Genomic DNA, 19,688 nt, shown 5'->3' with positions numbered 1-19,688 from the left:
TTGCAACAACGTCATATTGGAATAGGATTTCTTAGCCAACCAATGCTATCTTGGCTCCGCAGGCGATTACTTTTCGGTATAGCTATAATTAATTTTATCTAAGGATTTGATTTAAATGGAATTAAAATGGTTAACGGATTTCGTAGCATTAAGCGAACATGGCAGTTTTTCTAAGGCGGCCGAGGCTCGCTTCGTCACTCAGCCTGCTTTTAGCCGACGTATTCGTTCACTGGAAAATTGGTTAGGTATTAGCTTGGTAGACCGGGGAAAATATCCCACCACTCTAACCGTGAACGGCTTGGCGTTCGCTGAAGAGGCCAAACGAATGATTCACGATACTTACCGAGTGCGTGAGCGACTACAAGGGCAAGAACCACGTGAGAGTCTGGTGTTTTTTTCTCAGCATTCCCCGGCGGTATCCTTTTTTCCGCGCTGGATCAGGACCTTGGAGCCTCTGGTTGGCACCAACTTGGTCAAGCTGAATGCGGGTAATCTGCACGATATAATGGAATCTTTCATGTCCGGCATGGGTGATTTTTTGCTTACCTTCTCTACCGACGAGAATATCGCTCAGCTATCACGTAACGACACAAGCTGTATTCAGGTGGGTGCTGACAAGTTGGTACCTGTGTCGGCGGTGAAGAGCAATGGTACAGCTCTCTATTCGATAGAAAACCATGCTCCCTTCAAACTGCTGGCTTACCCTGATGACTCCTACTTGGGCAACCTCATAAAGGAGCAGTGCATCGCCAAGATTCCGCCTGACATTCAATGTACCATCGTTTGTGAGAATGCACTGGCCGAAGGCCTAAAAGCCATGGCGATGCAAGGTTGCGGTGTAGCGTGGCTACCATCCAGCCTGATACAAAACGAATTACAGAACAAGCAGTTAGTAATCCTGCCATCTCCGCTCCATACCGTAGATCTGAAAATTCTGCTTTATCGCTTCAGACATACGGTTAAGCCAGAGGTAGACCTCTTCTGGGATTATTTGCTCGAACTCTACAACCATGGTTATTCGTGAAAGGTTAACTCGCTGGTAATAGGTGTGACGTGAAAAGCAATGGCGATACTAAAGCGGATTAGTTATGTCAGTATCGCCGAAGAAGTCGTACCTTTTGTTCTATTCGCCTTATAAACAACAAACACTATAAATGTTTGTTGCTTATAAGGCGGCTCCCTATTAATTCTTAGTTATGGCTTAGCCAACCCTAAGTGTCCGCGCAAGGTGCGGCTCTGATACTCGGTGCGGAATAGGCCGCGACGCTGTAGTTCTGGCACTACCTGATCAACGAAGTCTTCTATGCCTGCTGGCAACGACGGAGGCATTAGGTTAAAACCATCGGCACCCTCGCTTCTAAACCACAGTTCCATTTTATCGGCAATTTGCTCCGGCGTACCCACCATGGTGCAGTGTCCGCCACCGGCCGCTAGGCGACCCAGCAGTTGCCGTACCGTCGGTTGCTCGGTGTCGATAATCCGCAAAATAGTGCTATAGCGACCTTTAGGGCCGGTAAAGGCATCCAGCGATGGCAAGGCCGGCACGGGTGCATCCAGATTCCAGTTCATGCAGTCTTGTTCAGTATAAATCCCGAGCTGGCGCAATGAGGCTTCTGCCGGTAATAACTCGTCCAGCTCGCGCTGTTTGGCTTTAGCCTCTGCTTCGGTGGCCGCCACATAGGTAACTAAGCCCGGCATGATCGGCACATCCACACCACGACCGGCGGCATTAACGCGGCGTTTAATATCGCGATAATAGTCTTGAGCGGCGGGCAAGTCGTAGGCCACCGCATAAATAGCTTCGGCACGGCGTGCGGCTAACTCACGCCCTTGCTCAGAGGCGCCAGCCTGAAACAACACCGGATGCCCTTGAGGTGGTCGCGGCACGTTTAATGGGCCATCGACCAAGAAAAACTCGCCTTGGTGATTGATCGGTTTAACCTTATCCGGATCCGCATAATGGCCAAAGCGATCAAAACTTAGGGCATCAGCAGCCCAAGAATCCCACAGCTTAAGTACCGCATCCACAAACTCGTCGGCACGGCGATAGCGGTCGGCATGCACCGGCATAGCCTCGTAGTTGTGATTACGCGCTTCAACATCGAACATCGAGGTCACCACGTTCCAGCCCATGCGACCACCGGAGATATGATCCAGGGAGGCCATCATTCTCGCCGCATGAAATGGCGTATAAAAGGTGCTAGAAACGGTGCTAATAAAACCAATCTCGTCCGTAGCGCGGCTCATGGCGGCCATGGCGGTTAGCGGCTCTAAAAACCAAGGGCTGCCATCGGAGACATTACCTGCCGACTGGCCATCGGCAAAAAACACCGCATCCAATTTGCCACGCTCGGCGGTTTGCGCCAATTGCTCGTAATAACTAATGTCGCCTAATCGCTCAACCGACGAATTAGGATGACGCCAGGCGCCTTTGTGATGACCACAACCCATTAAAAATAAATTGAGGTGCATCATGCGCGACTTTTCGTTTGCGGCTGCCATTAGTTTTTCACCAAGCCGCCGTCTACCACCAGGTTCTGGCCGGTAACCGAGCGGGACCATGGGGAGGCGAAGAATAAAGTAGCATCGGCAAATTCAGCAGGGGTGGTGACGCGACGCAACGGTGTAGCGGCGGCAATGTAATCAAATACCGCTTCGGGGGTAGCAGCTGAGGCATCGGTAGTGCGCAGCAAGCCGCCGGACACCATGTTAACGGTTATCTGGTCGGGGCCTAAATCTTGGGAAAGCGTACGGGTCAGCGACAACAGAGCTGCTTTAGCGGCGGTGTAGTCGTGATACGGCACTACTGGATTTTGAAACAGATTAGTACCGACGTTAACGATGCGCCCAAAACCCGCGTGCCGCATGCCAGGCAAGGCAGCTTGTGTGGTATTCAACGCGCCCTTTACGATGCCTTCAAATTGCTGCTGCACGTTGCTCCAGCTTAGCTGATCGGCATTTTCACGGGCATCACCATTAAAGGAGAAAGCCGGTAATGCGTTATTAATCACGGTAGTAATTGGCTGGCCAAAGTGCGCTTGTGCCTTGGCAAACAAGGTTTGTACGGCAACGGCATCGGTCACATCCGCTTGCAGCGCCAGCGCCTGTTCGGGGTAATCTGCCGCTAGTTGATTGGCGGCCTCAGCACTGGTCAAATAGTTGATGACCACTTTGGCGCCTTCACGCAGAAAGGCACGCACCAGATGTTCGCCCAACCCGCGGGCGCCGCCGGTAACCAGTACCAATTGTTCGTTAAAATTAATGGAAGTTTGCATTGCTACCTCTAAGAGTTAGAGGCGAAGGCATGGACGGGCAGCAGTTGCCGTGAGCCGAATGGCTGACATCCCTTCGCCAGTATGAACTGGATCAGGTTCGACGGGTGTTATCTCAGCCAGACAGCTTTACTGCCAGACACCCCGTGTCACGACCTAGACCATAGCATACCCCTGCGGGGAGCTGGAAGCGGTCAGCTATAAACGGTAAGCCGGAAGAAAAATAAAAACATAAGCAATACAGAACCTGACTAAAGCGAGATACCGGAGCAAGCCCGGTAAGACTGCAAAAACGATGTATGTTCTTTAGCTGAAAGCTGACCGCTTGCTAAGATTTGGTTAATGTCGCTTGGCAGTGGATAATGACAATCTGGATGTAATGGAGAACCCGCCGAGATGACCTCACAAAAGACCACCCTAACCATCACCCGCCCCGATGACTGGCACTTACACTTGCGTGATGGCGAGCAACTAAAAGACACCGTTGCCGACGCTAGCCGCTACTTAGGCCGCGCACTCGTGATGCCTAACCTGCTGCCGCCCGCCACCACTACCGAGCTGGCGCTGGATTATTACCACAAGATAACGGCAGTACGCCCTCAAGGCAGCCAGTTTGAGCCGCTGATGAGCTTGTACTTAACCGATAAAACAGATCCAGAAGAAATTCGTCGCGCCAAGGCCAGTGGCAAAATTGTTGCCTGCAAGTTGTATCCGGCCGGTGCGACCACTAACTCAGACTCTGGTGTAACCGACGTTAAAAATATTTATTCGGTGCTGGAAGTGATGCAAGAAACCGGCATCCTGTTATTAGTACATGGTGAAGTGACCGATCCGAGCATTGATATTTTTGACCGTGAAAAAGTCTTTCTCGAGACCATACTGCCCGATGTAGTACGTGATTTTCCTACACTAAAAATCGTACTCGAGCACATTACCACCAAGCATGCAGTCAAGTTCGTTGAGCAGGCCGGTGATAACGTGGCCGCCACCATTACCGTGCACCACTTACTGTTTAACCGTAATCACATGCTGGTTGGTGGTATTCGCCCACACTTCTACTGCTTACCGATCTTAAAGCGCAATACCCATCAGCAAGCTTTAGTGCGAGCGGCCACCAGTGGCAATAAGAAGTTTTTTATGGGTACTGACTCGGCACCGCACTTTCAGCAGAATAAAGAAACCGCCTGTGGTTGTGCTGGCGCCTATACATCACACGCCGCGGTTGAGCTATATGCCGAAGCCTTCGAAGATGCGGGTGCACTAGATAAGCTCGAAGCTTTTACTAGCCATTATGGCCCAGACTTTTACGGTCAGCCGCGTAACTCCGATACTATTACCTTGGTGAAAGAGCCATGGACAGTACCCGACACCTTGCCACTAGGCGGTAATAAGCTGGTGCCTATCCGCGCCGGTGAAGTCATTAGCTGGGCTGTTAAGTAACTTAACGTGAAGGGTGAAGCGTAAAGAGTGAAGCGGACAAGCAAACACTAAGCGCCCAGCGCCCAGCGCCCAGCGCCCAGCAACATAATAAGCCCCAACTTGTAGGTTTGGGGCTTTTTTTATGCCGTCATACTAACGCTCGTAGGAAAACGGCATAAGGGACAACACCCAAACCAACCTACATATTCAATCCTTTGTTACCTATCATCTTTGTCCATGTTTAGCCTTGGCTCTTACTATAAAAATCACTTTTCAGATCTGATCACTATTTTTCCGTGCGTTCCGTGTTCTTCCGTTGCAAAAATAGCCTTGGTGTTGGTTTTTCTATTAGCTTGGCGCTGGGCGCTTAGCGCTGCACTTCAGATATTTGACAAGCATCATATTTATTCTTACTCTTTGCTCCACTCCTAGGGGAGCCTAGGTGCTGTTAATAGCACCTAATTTGGCTGAGATTCCGTAACTTGATGCGGTAACCCTTCGAACCTGATCTGGGTAATGCCGGCGAAGGGAAGGAAATGACTGATCCTCACTCTCCCCCTGCGCGGCCCACTGTTACTCGGCATTTTTAGTCAATGATTGGCTATTATCGTGATGTTTGCCTGCGATAGGCAAAGGGAGAACACATGCTAAGTACCACCGAAGCCATTTTATGGCTCTGCTTATTCGCCGCTTTTTTTGCCATTCCTGGCTTATATTATGCGCGCCGCCAGCAAGACAACCTCGAAGATTTTATTGTGGCTCGCAATAGCCAAAATGGCACAGCGACCATGCTGACGCTGCTGGCGACTTCTTTAGGCACCTGGATTTTATTTGGCCCTGCCGAAGCGGCCACCTGGGGCGGCATTGGTGCCGTTACCGGTTATGCGCTTGGCTCTTTAGCACCCCGTTTTATGATGATTCCTTTAGGTAAGCGCCTACGTGATCTAATCCCAGAAGGCCATACTCTGACCGAGTTTGTACTGCATCGCTACGGTAGAACCATGTACTTATTTGTCATGGTGATCATGATGTTCTATATGTTTATTTCTCTCACTGCGGGCTTAACCGCTATCGCCAAAATGGTGGAATTGCTGGCGCCAGTGCCGCTGTGGGTGACCGCGACAATTGTGATGGTCGCCACCCTGCTCTACACCTTATACGGCGGCTTACGGGTGACTATTTTTACCGACCGCGTACAAATGTTAGTGATATTGCCGTTTTTATTATTACTAATCATGTTTGGTTGGCAAGCCGTAGGTGGGCTAGCACCCACTATCGCCGGATTAAAAGAAAAAGCGCCCGAACTGCTGAATCCGTTTGATATGTCTGGCTTTAAATCAGGCCTCACCTTCTTCATTGCCGTCGTGCTAACCGGCCTGTTCTATCAAGGTACTTGGCAGCGCATATTTGCCGCCCAAGACAATAAAGCCATTCATAATGGCTTTATTGTGAGTGGCATAGTGAGCTTCGTGTTTATTTTTATTATGGGCTTATTTGGCTTAGCGTTCGTTGGTTTAGACTTACCTGGCAGTGGCTCGGTGGCGCTGTTTAACGTCTTGCTGTCTGATATTCCGCTGTGGTTTGCCATCGGTTTATTGCCCTTTGGCTTAGCGCTGATCATGAGCAGTGCCGATTCTACGATTAGCGGTATTTCCAGCATGATAGTAGTGGATTTGCGCCGTATGTTGCCAACATTTAGCGCCAATCGATTGTTGGGGTTATCCCGCTGGCTGATTGTGCTGCTCTCTATCCCGGTACTGGTAGTGGCCTCACAAGGTTTCAGCGTGCTGTATTTATTTTTACTGGCCGATCTTCTCTGTTGTGCTGCCGCCTTCCCGGTGTTCTTTGGCTTTTATAATGCTCGCTATCAAAGTTATAACGCCGTGCTTAGCACCGCTGCCGGCTTAGTTGCCGGACTCTGGCTGTTTCCGGCTCCGGGTGCTGAAATCAACTACCTGCTAGAATCCTTCTTGCTGGCCAGCTTAGTGCCGGTGCTGGTATCGGCTTTGTTGCAGCTGATACCTAATCGGCAGTCATTCGACTTCTCCATATTGCGCCAGCGTGTTCGCCACTTAGAAAGTTAATCGCAAAACGGTGAAGTGTGAAGCGTAAGATGTTTGTTATCTCCTTACACCTTACAGAGACAAACTTGCAGCCGACCACTACACTAAAGGGTCGGCTTTTTTATGTCATCGCCTCTGCATTCCCGCCCATAAGCAGGCAGACGTCAGCTCAACAAACTGCTACACTCGCGACCCTCTTGATTAGGCAGCACAGCTGTTAAGCCAAGTGCTGTTAACGCCAAGCCCCATTTTATTTACCACCTATATATCACCCTGCTTATCACCTTGAGATAAGGCGTCGCGGTATTATGATATTGGAGACAACATGAAAATTATGATTAGAGGCTTATCTCGCCTCACTACGGAAGAAAAAATTCTAGCTCTGTTAGCCCCTTACGGCTTGGTTCAATATTTTCATCTTGTTATGGACCCCAGCACCAAAAACTCCAAAGGTTTTGGTTTTGCCTTCATGCCTAATCCTGCTCAAGCTAAAGCTGCAATTAAAAGCCTGAACGGCATGGAAGTAGACGGTCAAAAAATTCGCGTTAAAAAAGCCGAAGAAAAGTCCGAAGACGGAAAAGTTGAGAAAGTTGAGAAAAAAACGGAGCAAAAAAAATAATGACTAATAACGATATTCTGCGCCGTGTTCGCTATTCCCTCGATATGAAAGACCAAGAGGCTATCGCCCTGTTTGACCTAGGTAATGTGACCATCAACGAAACACAATTTTTGGCGTTGTTGGCCAAAGAAGAAGATGACAATTACCACAGCTGCAGCAATGAGCAACTTTTGGGTTTTTTAGATGGCCTGATCCTAAAAAATCGCGGCCCACGCGAAGGTGGCCCAGCAGCTAAAGCGGATACCGTAGCCGAACCGATGAACAATCAGGTATTTAAAAAGCTGCGTGTAGCACTGGAACTAAAAGAAGAAGATATTCTTAGCCTGCTAACGTTGGCCGGATTTACAGTAAGAAAGCCTGAGCTCACTTCTTTGTTCCGCAAAATTGGCCACAAGCATTATCAAGCGTGTGGTGATCAGTTTTTGCGTAACTTCCTGCAAGGCTTAGCACTACAGCGCCGTCACGGCGCCGAGTAAGCCGCTGCCCGGCCGGTTATTTACAGCCGTCCGGGTAACAAACGTCTATTAGGTAGCCAACTGGCGGATCAACTGCCAGCAAAGCGCTACCTGCTCGGAACGAAATGGAGGGCGACAGCACAGCTCGATATCCAGTCGCACCCATGCTGACAACGGTAACTCCACCAATGTCCCCTGCGCTAACTCTTCTCTGACCAAGCTCGCAGGTAAAATACTGGCCCCTTCGCCCTGTAGCGCCAAAGCCTTCAGTCCCTCGCCCAGCGCATTTTCACATACCGGAAAATAAGATTGCTCGCTTAATGCGGGTAGGCATTTTCGCTGGATAAGCGCGCCCAAAAAAGACGTCGGCGGATACAACAATAATCGCAGCGCCACATCGGCAGACAAAAAGTGCAGCGGATGACCTGTCGCGTCTACCGCCGAAACCAGCACCAACCGGTCTTGTCCCACCACTATCCGTTCCACATCCGGACGATTCAACACCGGTTGATTTAACACCGGACTCACATCGTCACAAGAAAAGCAGAGTAAAAAGTCGGCTGAGCCAGACATAAACTGCTCGATAGCATCGTGATAATGCCCGGTGTTCAAGCGGATCAAACTATCTTCCAACTGAGGCCGTAATGTATGGATCCAGCGGGGAAAGAAGGTGACCGCCAGCGAGGGTTGCGTCACAAAGTTTAGGCTACAATGTTCGTGTAGACTCTGGCGTAACTGCCCTCGTATGCCATAAATCTGAGACAACAGCAGCCGAGCTTGCTCGAGAAAGCTTTCTCCTGCGTCGGTTAATACCATAGGATAGCGATCTCGACATACCAGCGGCACCCCCAACCAATTCTCCAGCGAACGAATACGCCGACTAAAGGCAGGTTGGGTCACAAAACGCGTGTCCGCAGCCTTGGAAAAGTTACCTTGCTCGGCTAGGGCAACGAAATCATGCAGCCATTTGCTTTCCATATTCAGCTCGTTAATGTATTGATGCAACATTGTATGCATAAAAGTAACAGCGCCTCTATAAAAAGGCATTAGATACTCTTAAGCCCGCCTCTTACTATGAGAACATACTAAGGCCTCCATTTTCAGACGCTCGGCCCCTAATAGTGATTAACCAGCAAGGACTGCCCCCATGGCTGAAGAGACCAACAACCCTATGATGAGCATGTTGCAAAAAATTGAACATACCAGAAAGCGCTATTTTCCTGGTATCTGCGTAGCGGTTACCATTGGTATCGCCGCCAGTTTCCTATCGCAACAATATGGCGCCCCAGCCATGCTAATGGCGCTATTACTCGGGCTAGCCTTCAACTTTCTAAGTCAGGAAGTTAACTGTCTACCGGGGTTAGAATTCTCCGCTAAAACAGTACTGCGCCTCGGCGTCGCTATGCTCGGGTTACGCATCACCTTCAGTGATGTACTCACCTTGGGCTGGGCTCCATTGCTAATGGTGTGCACATCTGTGGTGCTAACCATAGGCTTTGGCATAGTGATGGCGCGTATGCTGGGGTTTTCTTCAGCTTTTGGTACCCTCACTGGCGGATCGGTTGCTATTTGTGGCGCCTCGGCAGCCATGGCCATCAGCAGCGTACTTGAACAAGATGAACAAACTAAGCGTAACACCCTCTTCACGGTGATCAGCGTCACGACCCTTAGTACACTGGCGATGATTTTTTATCCGATGATCAGCACTAGCCTAGATCTGACTCCTCAAGAAGCGGGCCTATTTATTGGTGCCACCATTCATGATGTGGCTCAGGTGGTGGGTGCCGGCTACAGTATGTCGAGTGAAGTGGGTGATCTCAGTACTTTCGTCAAACTGTTGCGTGTCGCTATGCTCGTGCCGATCGTTATGGCCATTGGTATTGTTATTCGCCGAGCAGCTCGTCAACGCGGAGAAAGCGGCGACGGTAAAGGGGTCGCGATTCCCGGTTTTCTACTCGGATTTGTCGCACTCTTTATCCTCAACAGTCTAAACTGGATCCCTGCAGCCATCAGTCAACCGCTAGCCGGCAGCTCCTCTTGGTTGCTGCTAACCGCCATTGCCGCTCTCGGCGTACGTACTCAGCTAAAAGACATTCTCTCGGTTGGCTGGAAACCTGTACTGTTGGTGGTATTAGAAACTCTGTTTATCGCCGGCCTCGTTATAGCTTATATTCTGCTCAGTAAGTAAAGAGCATCAAATATCGGACACTATTTAAAACGGCGACCTCAGGGTCGCCGTTTTATTGTCTTAATCTATCGGAAGGTAGTGGCACTCAAAGAAAGCGTTTTGCCTTCCAGTGAACTTTTTTCCGCCAGGTTAATTATATTAAGCCCGTCCAATGCATCTTGCATCTCCACCGGCAAGGGGCCCTCACCACGAATAGCCTGCGCTGTAGCCTGATAGAAATGACGATAACCACCAATTTCCGATTCAATCACTTGAGCATCATCATCGGAATAAAAAATACCATAATCGTCTTCCGCCTCTTTGGCCAGATAAGGCGAGTCCGGCACTATGCCATTTTGCAAACGCTCTTCTTGCGGATCAAAGCCACGCTTTATATAACAACCTAGCTCGCCTTGCAGCTTAAAGCGCAAAGTAGGCCCTGGATGATAAGGGCTGGAGTGTAATACCACTTCTTTATCAGAGTAATGCAGCTGCACATGAAAATAATCGGTTACTTCGGAACCTGGTCGCATAGATAAACAACGCGCGGTAACCGACTGAGGCTTGCCAAACAGCACCAGTACCTGATCAACCAAATGCCCACCCAAATCAAACCAAGCACCCGCACCCACTCCCGGCTGCTCGGCTCTTACTCTAGGTCGAAAGCGATCAAAGTGAGACTCAAAGCCATGAATGGGGCCAAGTGTTCCCGCTTTCAGCAAGGCTTGTAAGGTCACAAAGTCGCTGTCCCAACGGCGATTATGAAACGGGATCAAACAGAGTTTATTGCACTCGGCCAAGCGCATGAGCTCGGCTCCTTGATGTAACTGGGTTACCGTTGGGTTTTCCATTACCACATGCAATCCCATACTCAGCGCCTTGCGCCCCAGCTCATAATGCACTTCGTTGGGTGCAGTAATCACCACCAACTCTGCGCCTGATTCAGCCAACATTTGGTCGACATCGGTGTATACCGTGACCTCAGGCCAATCTTGTGCCGCCTTTTCTGGCTTAGAAGTACTAATTGCGACCAGTTCAAAATCCGACAGGCTATCTATAAATGGCAGGTGAAAAATACTGGCGGACTGGCCGTAGCCTATAATGGCGGTTTTAATCATAATTAACCTCGTTAAAAGTAATGCTTTATATCCATATAGCGAGACCGAATATGCTCGATCAACAGCTTTATTTTACGGGGTGGCTGGCGACTATAAGGGTAAACAGCATAAATACCCAATACCTTACCAACCTGATGGGGTAGCAGCTCAACTAAATTGCCTGACTGAAGATCCGGATATACCAAACAACGCGGCACATAGGCCAGACCATAGCCAGCCAACATAGCCTTACGTAAGGCGACGGCATTGTCGGTAGAAAAATTACCAGCCACCCGCAACGGATAAATTTTGTCGTGCTGGGTAAACAGCCATTCGCGCGCTCCGCTTTCCTGATAACTGTAGATAAGACAATTATGCTGTAATAAATCATCTGGAATCTGTGGCTTACCATGACGACTAATATACTGAGGTGCAGCACAAATGGTCCAATGCGAGTCGATAATGTGACGCGCAATCAGATTAGAGTCCTCTAAGTGCCCTGTACGAATCACCAGGTCATAGCCTTCTTTAATCTGATCTACGAAACGATTATCCAACGACATATCGACTGAGATAGTCGGATGCAGATCACAAAACTCAGCGACAGCCTCGGCCAGTAGCAACTCGCCAGAAATAGTGGGTACCGACATTCGAATCTGTCCCTGAAGTGTCTGACTAAAGCCAGTAACTGCATCAAATGCATCCTTCGATGCTTGCTGTACTAACAGTGCTTGCTGGTACAGCACGCGGCCGGACTCGCTGAGCGTCAAGCGCCGTGTAGTACGGTGGATAAGCGTAGTGCCTAGTACTTTTTCTAAGCGGGCAATACGTTTGCTTACCACCGAATTAGTCAGTCCGTTAACTTCAGCCGCCTTGCTGAAAGAACCCAACTCAATCACTTGGGCAAATAGCACGAGATCATCCGTTTTCGGCATAATTCATCCATATTTGGAAACAGTGAGTTTCTTTACGTCTATATATTCAGAAAAAACAACAGCATAGTGTTACATACTGTTAACACCCTATCTGTTTCTACTCTCACGCAGTAGGGTGGCTTTGATTACTCGTAATCATCTTACCAAGGAAGGAACACTATGCTTAATAATTCTCTGCTAGCATTACTGGCTTTTACGCCTATTTTGCTCGCTGCTGTTCTACTAGTCGGCCTGCAGTGGCCAGCCAAACGCGCCATGCCACTGGCATTTATCTTAACCGTACTGGTTGCTCTGTTTGCTTGGGATATGACGGTAACACGCGTGATCGCCTCCAGCTTACAAGGGTTGGTGGTATCCGTCTCTTTACTGTGGATTATCTTTGGCGCCATTCTCCTGCTCAACACCTTGAAACATACCGGGGCCATCACCAGTATCCGTAATGGCTTTACCGCCATCTCGCCGGATCGACGTATTCAAGCCATTATTGTGGCTTGGTGCTTTGGCTGTTTCATCGAAGGTGCTTCAGGGTTTGGTACTCCCGCGGCCGTAGCGGCTCCGCTAATGGTTGCCTTAGGCTTTCCGGCACTAGCCGCTGTATTAATGGGCATGATGATTCAAAGCACCCCCGTCTCCTTTGGTGCGGTGGGCACGCCCATAGTCGTTGGTGTCACTTCTGGTGTGGATAGTAACGCTATCGGCAATACCTTAGCCGCGAACGGTTCAAGCTGGGAAGCTTACCTGCAAACGGTAACCAACTATGTGTCTGTGACTCACGCCATTATTGGCATCTTCATGCCACTGTTCATGTCCGTTATGCTAACGCGATTCTTCGGCAAGAATAAAAGCTGGAAGGAAGGACTAAATATACTGCCATTCGCTATTTTTGCCGGTTTAGCCTTTACCATTCCTTACGCCATCACCGGTATGCTGCTGGGACCTGAATTCCCTTCTCTAATCGGCGGCTTGGTCTCACTGGCTATTGTGGTACCCGCAGCGCGTAAGGGTTTCTTAGTACCCAAAACTGTTTTCGATTTTCCTGAAGAGAAAAACTGGCCTAAAGAGTGGTTAGGTTCGTTAGTTATCAACATCGATGATCTAAAGAAAAAACCTATCAGCCTAGCCTTAGCTTGGTTCCCCTACTTACTACTGCCCATTTTATTGGTATTAAGCCGAACCAGTGACAGCTTCAAAGGATTACTCACCAGTTGGAGTATGGCCTTTAACAATATTCTGGGTGAGGCCGGCGTTAGCGCCAGCATTCAACCTTTGTATCTGCCTGGTGGCATTCTGGTTATGGTTTCTTTGGTTGCGGTACTTACGCAAACCCGCTCACTCCGAGACATAGTGCCAGCAATCAATGAGTCTTCTCGTACGCTTATTGGTGCGGGTTTCGTACTGATGTTTACCGTGCCCATGGTTCGTATCTTTATTAACTCAGGCGTTAACGAAGCGGATATTGTCAGCATGCCGGTAATGACAGCCCGGGTAGCCGCAGACTTAGTCGGAGACTTCTTTCCTGCCATTAGTGGCGTTATAGGTGCGTTAGGGGCCTTTATTGCCGGCTCAAATACCGTCTCCAACATGATGTTCTCGCAGTTTCAGTTTGAGGTTGCCCAAACGCTGAGTGTATCTACCGCCATGATGGTTGCGCTGCAAGCTGTTGGTGCCGCCGCCGGTAACATGATAGCAATCCATAACGTGGTTGCCGCGTCGGCCACCGTCGGCTTACTCGGTCGTGAAGGTACGACCTTACGTAAAACGGCATTGCCTACCCTCTACTACCTGATATTCACAGCCATCATCGGCATGCTTGCCATTTATTGGTTGGGTGTTTCAGATCCCTTATTGAAATTGTCTTAAGTGATATCACCTACGGGTGAGTAAGAAACTAATAATACAAAAGCGAGGTGCCTATCAATAGGTCCTCGCTTTTAAGCAACTATTTGAAGTCGTATTATTGAAAGGAATTACCTTATGTCGTCTGCTATTCGTATTTATCCAGCTAAGCCTAAAAAGGTATATGTCTATGCCACGTGTTTGATAGACATGTTCTCCCCCCAAAGTGGGTTAGATGCCATGAAGCTGCTGGAGCTAGCTGGCGTCGAGATTATTTATGTTCCCAAACAAACCTGCTGCGGTCAGCCAGCCTATTCCTCCGGCTATGAAGATGATGCAAAGACTATTGCCCTAAGCCAGATGGCTCTTTTTTCTGAGCCTTGGCCCGTGGTCGTGTTGTCCGGATCTTGCGGCGGCATGATGCACCATCACTACCGGCGGCTATTTGCTGACAGTGAGCACGAGCAATCAGTCAATCAGTTTTGTGAACGGGTATTTGAATTAACTGAATTTCTGGTACAAGTCTGTCGTATTAAGCTAGATGACCAAGGCCCAGCTACTTCGGTGGTGTTGCATACCTCATGTGCCGCCCGTCGAGAAATGAAAGTACACATTACCGGTCGTCAACTGCTAGGCCAGCTGAGCCAAGTCGAGCTGCGCGAACAGCCCTACGAAAGTGAGTGCTGTGGTTTTGGCGGTACTTTTTCGGTAAGACACCCCGCCATCAGCGAAGCCATGGTGCAGGACAAAACCCAGTATTTAACCGGTACTAACGCCGACCAATTAATTAGTGCTGACTGGGGCTGTTTACTCAATATTAATGGTGCTCTGGAATATCAGGGAAAAGGTCTACAAGGCACACATTTGGCCACTTTCTTGTTGAATCGGTTGGAGGGATCAAATGCACAATAAACCGCAACTATTTCACCCACAAGCCAAGGCCGCACTCGCCGATCCTGAGCTACGCGCTAACTTCCGTGGCGCCATGGATTATCTACGAGATAAGCGCCAAAGTGTCTTTAACGATCCCCATGAAGAAAGCGCTATTCGTGACCGTTCAGAGGCGATTCGCCAACGCTGCCTGAGTAAGCTACCAACGTTACTAGAACAGCTAGAAACCAAGTGTATCGCCAACGGTATTCGCGTGCACTGGGCCGAAAATGTCGAACAAGCCAACGCACTCTTTGCAGACATTATTCAATCCCATGGCGGCACGCTGGCGGTAAAAGGTAAGTCGATGGTGAGCGAAGAGATAGAGCTCAATCACGCCATGAAAAAAGTAGGCATCGACTGCCTAGAAAGCGACATGGGTGAGTATATTGTACAGTTGGGCGACGAAACGCCATCGCACATCATCATGCCGGCTATTCATAAGAACAAGCAACAGGTAGCTCAGCTGTTTACCGAGCACGTACCCGGCTTTAAACATACGCTGGACGTAGACTCGTTAATTCAAACCGGGCGCAATGTATTGCGCGAAAAATTTCGCAGTGCCCATATCGGGATCTCAGGCGTGAACTTCGCGGTGGCCGAAACCGGCACCTTGTGCCTAGTAGAGAACGAGGGCAATGGCCGCATGTGTACGACCGTGCCCGATGTGCATATTGCTATCACCGGCATCGAAAAAGTAGTGGAATTTTTAGCCGATGTACCGCCGCTGTTTAGCGCCCTCACCCGATCAGCAACGGGTCAAACCATTACTACTTACTTCAATATGATCAGTGGACCACGTAAAAATGGCGAGCTGGATGGTCCCAAAGAGGTCCATTTAGTATTGCTCGATAATGGTCGTAGTCAGGCTTTCGCCGACGAAGAAATGCGTAAGACTCTGCAGTGCATTCGTTGCGGTGCCTGTATGAACCACTGCCCTGTTTATACTCGGGTTGGCGGCCATGCTTACGGAACGGTTTATCCGGGCCCCATTGGCCAGATAATCTCGCCGCACATGATGGGATTGGAAGCCACTCAAGATCTTCCTACCGCCTCTAGTCTATGCGGCGCCTGCGGTGAGGTGTGTCCAGTGCGGATCCCCATTCCTGAAATGTTGCTGCGACTGCGGCGAGAAGCGAAACAAGATCCACGCCCAGGAGTGCCGGCACTACGTGGCCAAGGAGCGGCTAAAAGTAATCTAGAAGCCTTTGCTTGGCGCAGCTTTGGCCTTGTTGCCCGCTACCCGGCCTTATACCGAATGAGCAGTTGGTGTGCCACCCGCCTGCGTGGCTTGATCCCCAGCAAGCTAGGTCCCTGGACCCGTTGTCGTACCGCCCCCAAGCCCGCAGCCAAAACCTTGCGCGAGCTGATGGCCAAGAGGAATAAATAATGTCGACCGCCCGTAACGCTATTCTCAATCGACTTCGCCAAGCAAAGGTACAACCGCTGCCCGTTAACGATCCTAACTACCCTATTTGGGAGGTGGCTGACCAAGATACCATGCTCACTAGATTGATCGACTTGCTGCAACAAAATCATGCCGACGTATATACGCTGAAACATGCTGAGCTTATTACTACGCTGCAAAGTCAGATCAATAAGCTGAAACTAAAGCGCATCGCTACCGGCACCGGCGGAGACTTCCATACTGAGATAACTCAAGCTTTGGTCGGCCATAGCGAACAACTGCCTTTCGATAAACCGCTGGAACGCTGGAAAGACGAGCTATTCAACCAAATAGATGCCGGTATCACCGCATGCCATGGCGCGATTGCGGCCACTGGCACTTTAGTCGTTTGGCCCTCGGTGTCAGAACCGCGCACCTTGTCGTTGGTTCCCCCGTGTCATATTGCGATCCTCAAGGCGTCGACGCTACATACCAATCTGCCGGCCATGATGAAGGAACAAGGTTGGGCTAATGATATGCCCACTAATCTGCTGCTGATCTCTGGCCCCTCAAAGACTGCCGATATCCAGCAAACCTTGGCCTATGGCGCCCACGGCCCCAAACAGCTAGTGGTGCTAATTTTGGAGGACCGCTGATGGAACACCACTATCACCAGCTGGTTACTGAGCTACAGCTGTTTTTACCAGATAATCGCATCATCACCGATTCGGCACTCTGTCTTGCTTACGGCACCGATGCTAGCTTTTATCGACTACTCCCCAAGATGGTCTTGCGACTAGCCAGTACGGCTGAAGTGATACGGGTACTACAATTATGTAGCCAGCACGCGATACACTGTACCTTTCGCGCTGCTGGCACCAGCCTATCTGGACAAGCTATTTCGGACTCCGTGCTTATCACTCTCACCGATGATTGGCGCCAACATGAAATTAGCGATCAAGGTAAAAAAATAAGCCTACAGCCTGGTGTTCTCGGCGCCGATGCCAACAAATATCTGGCGCCCTTCGGCCGTAAAATAGGCCCGGACCCTGCGTCCATCAACAGCTGTAAAATTGGTGGTATAGCCGCTAACAATGCGTCCGGTATGTGCTGCGGCACGGCGCAAAACTCTTATCGCACCTTGGCAGGAATGAGCTTAGTACTGGCCGATGGCACTTATCTCGACACTCGAGACAAGTTAAGTAAGGCGCAATTCGCCGAGCAACAGCCCAGCTTACTGGCCGGTCTGCGACAACTGCACGAAGATGTTATCAATAACGAAGCCCTAAGCGATCGCATTCGTCATAAGTATCGGCTGAAAAACACTACCGGCTATAGTCTAAACGCCCTACTCGATTTTGCCGACCCCTTCGATATGCTGACTCATCTAATGATTGGCTCAGAAGGTACCCTCGGTTTCATTAATGAAATTAGCTACCACACAGTTCCCGATCATGCATTTAAGGCGTCTTGCCTGCTGGTGTATCCCGATATAGAAACGACCTGTTTAGCAGTCACCGAACTCGCCAACACGTCTGTTGCCGCCGTTGAACTAATGGATGGCCGAGCCTTGCGATCTATCGCAGATCACGCCGGCATGCCAGACTTTATTAAGACACTGGACTTAGAAGCTGCTGCTCTTTTGATAGAAGTACACGGCGAAAGTGAAACCCAATTACAGCACAGCTGTGACCAAGCCATGGCTGTGATCAGTACGTTTAGGCAGCTTAATCAAGTACCTTTTACTCAAGATAAAAAGGTGTGTGCCAACCTATGGGCCATGCGTAAAGGTATGTTTCCTGCGGTAGGCGCAGTGCGTGAAATAGGCACTACCGTGGTCATTGAAGATGTAGCGTTTCACGTGGAACATCTTGCTGCTGCGGTGCGTAAACTAACTGAACTATTCGAGCTCTTTGGCTATAACGAAGCCATTATCTTCGGCCATGCCTTAGCCGGTAACTTACACTTTGTATTCACTCAGGGCTTTGATAGCCAAGCCGAACGTGATCGTTACGGACATTTTATGACCGCCGTCACTCAGCTAGTGGCGGTGGAGTATCAGGGGTCGTTAAAAGCCGAGCACGGCACCGGTCGCAACATGGCGCCTTTTGTGGAGCTGGAATGGGGAGAAGATGGCTATCAGCTAGTAAAACGCATTAAAGCATTATTTGATCCTAATGGTATTCTCAACCCCGGCGTGATCGTGAATGCCGACCCAAAAGCTCATCTTAGCCACCTGAAACCCTTGCCAGCCGCCGACGCCTTAGTTGATAAGTGTATCGAGTGTGGTTTTTGTGAAGTCGTTTGCCCATCGAAAAACCTAAGCTTAACGCCCCGCCAGCGCATCGTGCTGTACCGTGAATTACAACGGCGACAGACCAATAACGAAGTTATAGATGACAGCTTACAGCAGATATTTGAGTATCAAGGTATTGATACCTGCGCGGCGACCGGTTTGTGTGAACAACGCTGCCCAGTTGGTATTAACACCGGTGACTTGGTACGCAAACTGCGCACGGCTCGTTATCAGAAGTTTCAGCCTATTGCTCGCTGGAGCGCAGCGCACTTTGCCGGCACCACCAAAGCGGTAGCCATTGGGCTGAATGCAGCTAACCTGAGTCGTCAATTACTAGGTAAAAAAAGTATTGCGAGTTTAAATAAAGGACTACGTAAGATCAGCCATAATAAGGTTCCCTTGTGGCTGCCTGAACTACCAGCGGCCAATCCACATCGACTGCCTGATCTAAAGAAAGAGTTACCTAAGCCGAAATCGAAGCGGTCTGAGAGTCTGCAAGCAACTAGAAACAAGGTGGTCTACTTTCCTTCGTGCGCGAGCCGTACTCTGGGCCAATCGCCAAATGCCCAAGACAGTCGATCTCTTACTGAAGTAACTCAAGCGGTGCTAGAAAAAGCCGGTTTCGATGTGGTACTGCCTCATGAGTTAACGAGCTTATGTTGCGGTATGCCCTATCAAAGCAAAGGGTTGTTCGATATCGCTAGCAGCAAAGTCCAGGAGTTAGAAGCTCGTTTATGGCAAGCCTCAGAGCAAGGTCGTTGGCCAATACTAATGGATACCAGCCCTTGCGCTAAGTTGAGTCAAGATAGTTTCACGCTACCGCTCACCATTTTTGAACCTGTCACCTTTGTATTAGAGCACGCGTTAGAACGATTAACGATACAACCCGTACCAGAGACGGTGATGCTGCATATTACCTGCAGCAGCCAGCGTATGGGTCTGGCTGATAAAATGTTACATCTAGCACAACGTTGCGCGACTAAAGTCGTGGTGCCGGAGCATATCTCCTGCTGTGGCTTTGCCGGTGACAAAGGCTTTACCCTACCCGAGCTCAACGCCTCTGCACTGGCTACCTTGAAGCAACAAGTACCTAACGGTTGCACTAGAGGCATAAGCAACAGCCGCACCTGTGAGCTGGGCCTCAGCCATCACAGTGGCATCAACTACGAGTCCATTCTCTACTTAGTAGATGAAGCCAGCCGATAAGATGCC

At 49.7% G+C, this 19,688-nt stretch carries 16 protein-coding genes and 2 riboswitches; of the genes, 11 read left to right on the top strand and 5 right to left on the bottom strand.

Annotated features, from left to right (window positions below; all coding sequences use genetic code 11):
* Positions 1–115 precede the first annotated feature (115 nt).
* A complete protein-coding gene (locus tag ACFQ1C_RS09965; RefSeq protein WP_379558458.1) occupies positions 116–1,024 on the top strand; it encodes a LysR family transcriptional regulator in 909 nt (302 codons plus the stop codon).
* 170 nt (positions 1,025–1,194) lie between these two features.
* Here the strand turns inward: ACFQ1C_RS09965 and ACFQ1C_RS09960 are convergent, their stop codons facing one another.
* Both ACFQ1C_RS09960 and ACFQ1C_RS09955 read right to left on the bottom strand, forming a co-directional pair.
* Complete coding sequence (locus tag ACFQ1C_RS09960) at positions 1,195–2,502, bottom strand: LLM class flavin-dependent oxidoreductase (protein ID WP_379558457.1); 1,308 nt, start codon at positions 2,500–2,502, stop codon at positions 1,195–1,197.
* The gene (locus ACFQ1C_RS09955; RefSeq protein WP_379558456.1) at positions 2,502–3,275 is read right to left on the bottom strand and encodes a 3-oxoacyl-ACP reductase; all 774 of its coding nucleotides are present in this window, start codon (positions 3,273–3,275) and stop codon (positions 2,502–2,504) included. The genes ACFQ1C_RS09960 and ACFQ1C_RS09955 overlap by 1 nt, the downstream gene beginning before the upstream one ends.
* A 51-nt stretch (positions 3,276–3,326) precedes the next feature.
* Positions 3,327–3,429: riboswitch (TPP riboswitch) on the bottom strand.
* 239 nt (positions 3,430–3,668) lie between these two features.
* Here ACFQ1C_RS09955 and pyrC point away from each other — a divergent pair.
* From pyrC to ACFQ1C_RS09935, 4 genes are all read left to right on the top strand, one after another.
* Entirely contained in the window at positions 3,669–4,712 is a 1,044-nt protein-coding gene (pyrC, locus tag ACFQ1C_RS09950) for a dihydroorotase (protein WP_379558455.1), read from the top strand.
* Positions 4,713–5,111: 399 nt separating this feature from the next.
* A riboswitch (TPP riboswitch) is annotated at positions 5,112–5,239 on the top strand.
* Between the two features lie 96 nt (positions 5,240–5,335).
* A complete protein-coding gene (locus ACFQ1C_RS09945) occupies positions 5,336–6,775 on the top strand; it encodes a sodium:solute symporter family transporter (protein ID WP_379558454.1) in 1,440 nt (479 codons plus the stop codon).
* A 304-nt stretch (positions 6,776–7,079) separates the two neighbouring features.
* Positions 7,080–7,373 (top strand): RNA recognition motif domain-containing protein, encoded by a 294-nt coding sequence (locus tag ACFQ1C_RS09940; RefSeq protein WP_379558453.1) that lies wholly within the window; start codon positions 7,080–7,082, stop codon positions 7,371–7,373.
* Positions 7,373–7,849 (top strand): YehS family protein, encoded by a 477-nt coding sequence (locus tag ACFQ1C_RS09935; RefSeq protein ID WP_379558452.1) that lies wholly within the window; start codon positions 7,373–7,375, stop codon positions 7,847–7,849. Before ACFQ1C_RS09940 ends, ACFQ1C_RS09935 begins: the two co-directional genes overlap by 1 nt.
* A gap of 48 nt (positions 7,850–7,897) precedes the next feature.
* On the opposite strand, the gene ACFQ1C_RS09930 is transcribed toward ACFQ1C_RS09935, so the two are convergent.
* The gene (locus ACFQ1C_RS09930) at positions 7,898–8,806 is read right to left on the bottom strand and encodes a LysR family transcriptional regulator (RefSeq protein WP_379558451.1); all 909 of its coding nucleotides are present in this window, start codon (positions 8,804–8,806) and stop codon (positions 7,898–7,900) included.
* Positions 8,807–8,975: 169 nt separating this feature from the next.
* Between ACFQ1C_RS09930 and ACFQ1C_RS09925 the strand changes: the two genes are divergently transcribed.
* Positions 8,976–10,016, top strand: a complete 1,041-nt coding sequence (locus ACFQ1C_RS09925; protein ID WP_379558450.1) for a YeiH family protein — start codon at positions 8,976–8,978, stop codon at positions 10,014–10,016.
* 65 nt (positions 10,017–10,081) lie between these two features.
* Here ACFQ1C_RS09925 and ACFQ1C_RS09920 read toward each other — a convergent pair whose 3' ends face one another.
* Together ACFQ1C_RS09920 and ACFQ1C_RS09915 are read right to left on the bottom strand one after the other, a co-directional pair.
* Complete coding sequence (locus ACFQ1C_RS09920; RefSeq protein WP_379558449.1) at positions 10,082–11,113, bottom strand: Gfo/Idh/MocA family oxidoreductase; 1,032 nt, start codon at positions 11,111–11,113, stop codon at positions 10,082–10,084.
* 11 nt (positions 11,114–11,124) lie between these two features.
* Positions 11,125–12,027 carry a LysR family transcriptional regulator gene (locus ACFQ1C_RS09915; protein WP_379558448.1) on the bottom strand — a complete coding sequence of 301 codons (903 nt, stop codon included), beginning with the start codon at positions 12,025–12,027 and terminating at the stop codon, positions 11,125–11,127.
* A 159-nt stretch (positions 12,028–12,186) separates the two neighbouring features.
* Here ACFQ1C_RS09915 and ACFQ1C_RS09910 point away from each other — a divergent pair, with 159 nt between their 5' ends.
* The 5 genes from ACFQ1C_RS09910 (at position 12,187) to ACFQ1C_RS09890 (ending at position 19,682) form a co-directional block, all read left to right on the top strand.
* Positions 12,187–13,887 (top strand): L-lactate permease, encoded by a 1,701-nt coding sequence (locus ACFQ1C_RS09910; protein WP_379558447.1) that lies wholly within the window; start codon positions 12,187–12,189, stop codon positions 13,885–13,887.
* Positions 13,888–14,001: 114 nt separating this feature from the next.
* Complete coding sequence (locus tag ACFQ1C_RS09905) at positions 14,002–14,775, top strand: (Fe-S)-binding protein (protein ID WP_379558446.1); 774 nt, start codon at positions 14,002–14,004, stop codon at positions 14,773–14,775.
* Complete coding sequence (locus ACFQ1C_RS09900) at positions 14,765–16,183, top strand: LutB/LldF family L-lactate oxidation iron-sulfur protein (RefSeq protein ID WP_379558445.1); 1,419 nt, start codon at positions 14,765–14,767, stop codon at positions 16,181–16,183. The genes ACFQ1C_RS09905 and ACFQ1C_RS09900 overlap by 11 nt, the downstream gene beginning before the upstream one ends.
* A complete protein-coding gene (locus ACFQ1C_RS09895) occupies positions 16,183–16,836 on the top strand; it encodes a LutC/YkgG family protein (protein WP_379558444.1) in 654 nt (217 codons plus the stop codon). Before ACFQ1C_RS09900 ends, ACFQ1C_RS09895 begins: the two co-directional genes overlap by 1 nt.
* Complete coding sequence (locus tag ACFQ1C_RS09890; protein WP_379558443.1) at positions 16,836–19,682, top strand: FAD-binding and (Fe-S)-binding domain-containing protein; 2,847 nt, start codon at positions 16,836–16,838, stop codon at positions 19,680–19,682. Before ACFQ1C_RS09895 ends, ACFQ1C_RS09890 begins: the two co-directional genes overlap by 1 nt.
* Positions 19,683–19,688 lie beyond the last annotated feature (6 nt).

It is taken from the genome of Oceanisphaera ostreae (assembly GCF_042676125.1).
GTDB lineage: Bacteria > Pseudomonadota > Gammaproteobacteria > Enterobacterales > Aeromonadaceae > Oceanimonas > Oceanimonas ostreae.
The sequence above is the reverse complement of the archived record's forward strand: the minus strand, read 5'-3'. Positions and strand labels throughout refer to the sequence as shown.

What these genes read in the sequence shown, in the direction of transcription:
- ACFQ1C_RS09935 (WP_379558452.1), top strand. Translation starts at nt 7,373, where the DNA reads ATGACTAATAACGATATTCTGCGCCGTGTTCGCTATTCCCTCGATATG.
- ACFQ1C_RS09920 (WP_379558449.1), bottom strand. Translation starts at nt 11,113, where the DNA reads ATGATTAAAACCGCCATTATAGGCTACGGCCAGTCCGCCAGTATTTTT.
- ACFQ1C_RS09955 (WP_379558456.1), bottom strand. Translation starts at nt 3,275, where the DNA reads ATGCAAACTTCCATTAATTTTAACGAACAATTGGTACTGGTTACCGGC.
- ACFQ1C_RS09940 (WP_379558453.1), top strand. Translation starts at nt 7,080, where the DNA reads ATGAAAATTATGATTAGAGGCTTATCTCGCCTCACTACGGAAGAAAAA.
- ACFQ1C_RS09905 (WP_379558446.1), top strand. Translation starts at nt 14,002, where the DNA reads ATGTCGTCTGCTATTCGTATTTATCCAGCTAAGCCTAAAAAGGTATAT.
- pyrC (WP_379558455.1), top strand. Translation starts at nt 3,669, where the DNA reads ATGACCTCACAAAAGACCACCCTAACCATCACCCGCCCCGATGACTGG.
- ACFQ1C_RS09965 (WP_379558458.1), top strand. Translation starts at nt 116, where the DNA reads ATGGAATTAAAATGGTTAACGGATTTCGTAGCATTAAGCGAACATGGC.
- ACFQ1C_RS09925 (WP_379558450.1), top strand. Translation starts at nt 8,976, where the DNA reads ATGGCTGAAGAGACCAACAACCCTATGATGAGCATGTTGCAAAAAATT.
- ACFQ1C_RS09915 (WP_379558448.1), bottom strand. Translation starts at nt 12,027, where the DNA reads ATGCCGAAAACGGATGATCTCGTGCTATTTGCCCAAGTGATTGAGTTG.
- ACFQ1C_RS09890 (WP_379558443.1), top strand. Translation starts at nt 16,836, where the DNA reads ATGGAACACCACTATCACCAGCTGGTTACTGAGCTACAGCTGTTTTTA.
- ACFQ1C_RS09945 (WP_379558454.1), top strand. Translation starts at nt 5,336, where the DNA reads ATGCTAAGTACCACCGAAGCCATTTTATGGCTCTGCTTATTCGCCGCT.
- ACFQ1C_RS09960 (WP_379558457.1), bottom strand. Translation starts at nt 2,502, where the DNA reads ATGGCAGCCGCAAACGAAAAGTCGCGCATGATGCACCTCAATTTATTT.
- ACFQ1C_RS09910 (WP_379558447.1), top strand. Translation starts at nt 12,187, where the DNA reads ATGCTTAATAATTCTCTGCTAGCATTACTGGCTTTTACGCCTATTTTG.
- ACFQ1C_RS09895 (WP_379558444.1), top strand. Translation starts at nt 16,183, where the DNA reads ATGTCGACCGCCCGTAACGCTATTCTCAATCGACTTCGCCAAGCAAAG.
- ACFQ1C_RS09930 (WP_379558451.1), bottom strand. Translation starts at nt 8,806, where the DNA reads ATGGAAAGCAAATGGCTGCATGATTTCGTTGCCCTAGCCGAGCAAGGT.
- ACFQ1C_RS09900 (WP_379558445.1), top strand. Translation starts at nt 14,765, where the DNA reads ATGCACAATAAACCGCAACTATTTCACCCACAAGCCAAGGCCGCACTC.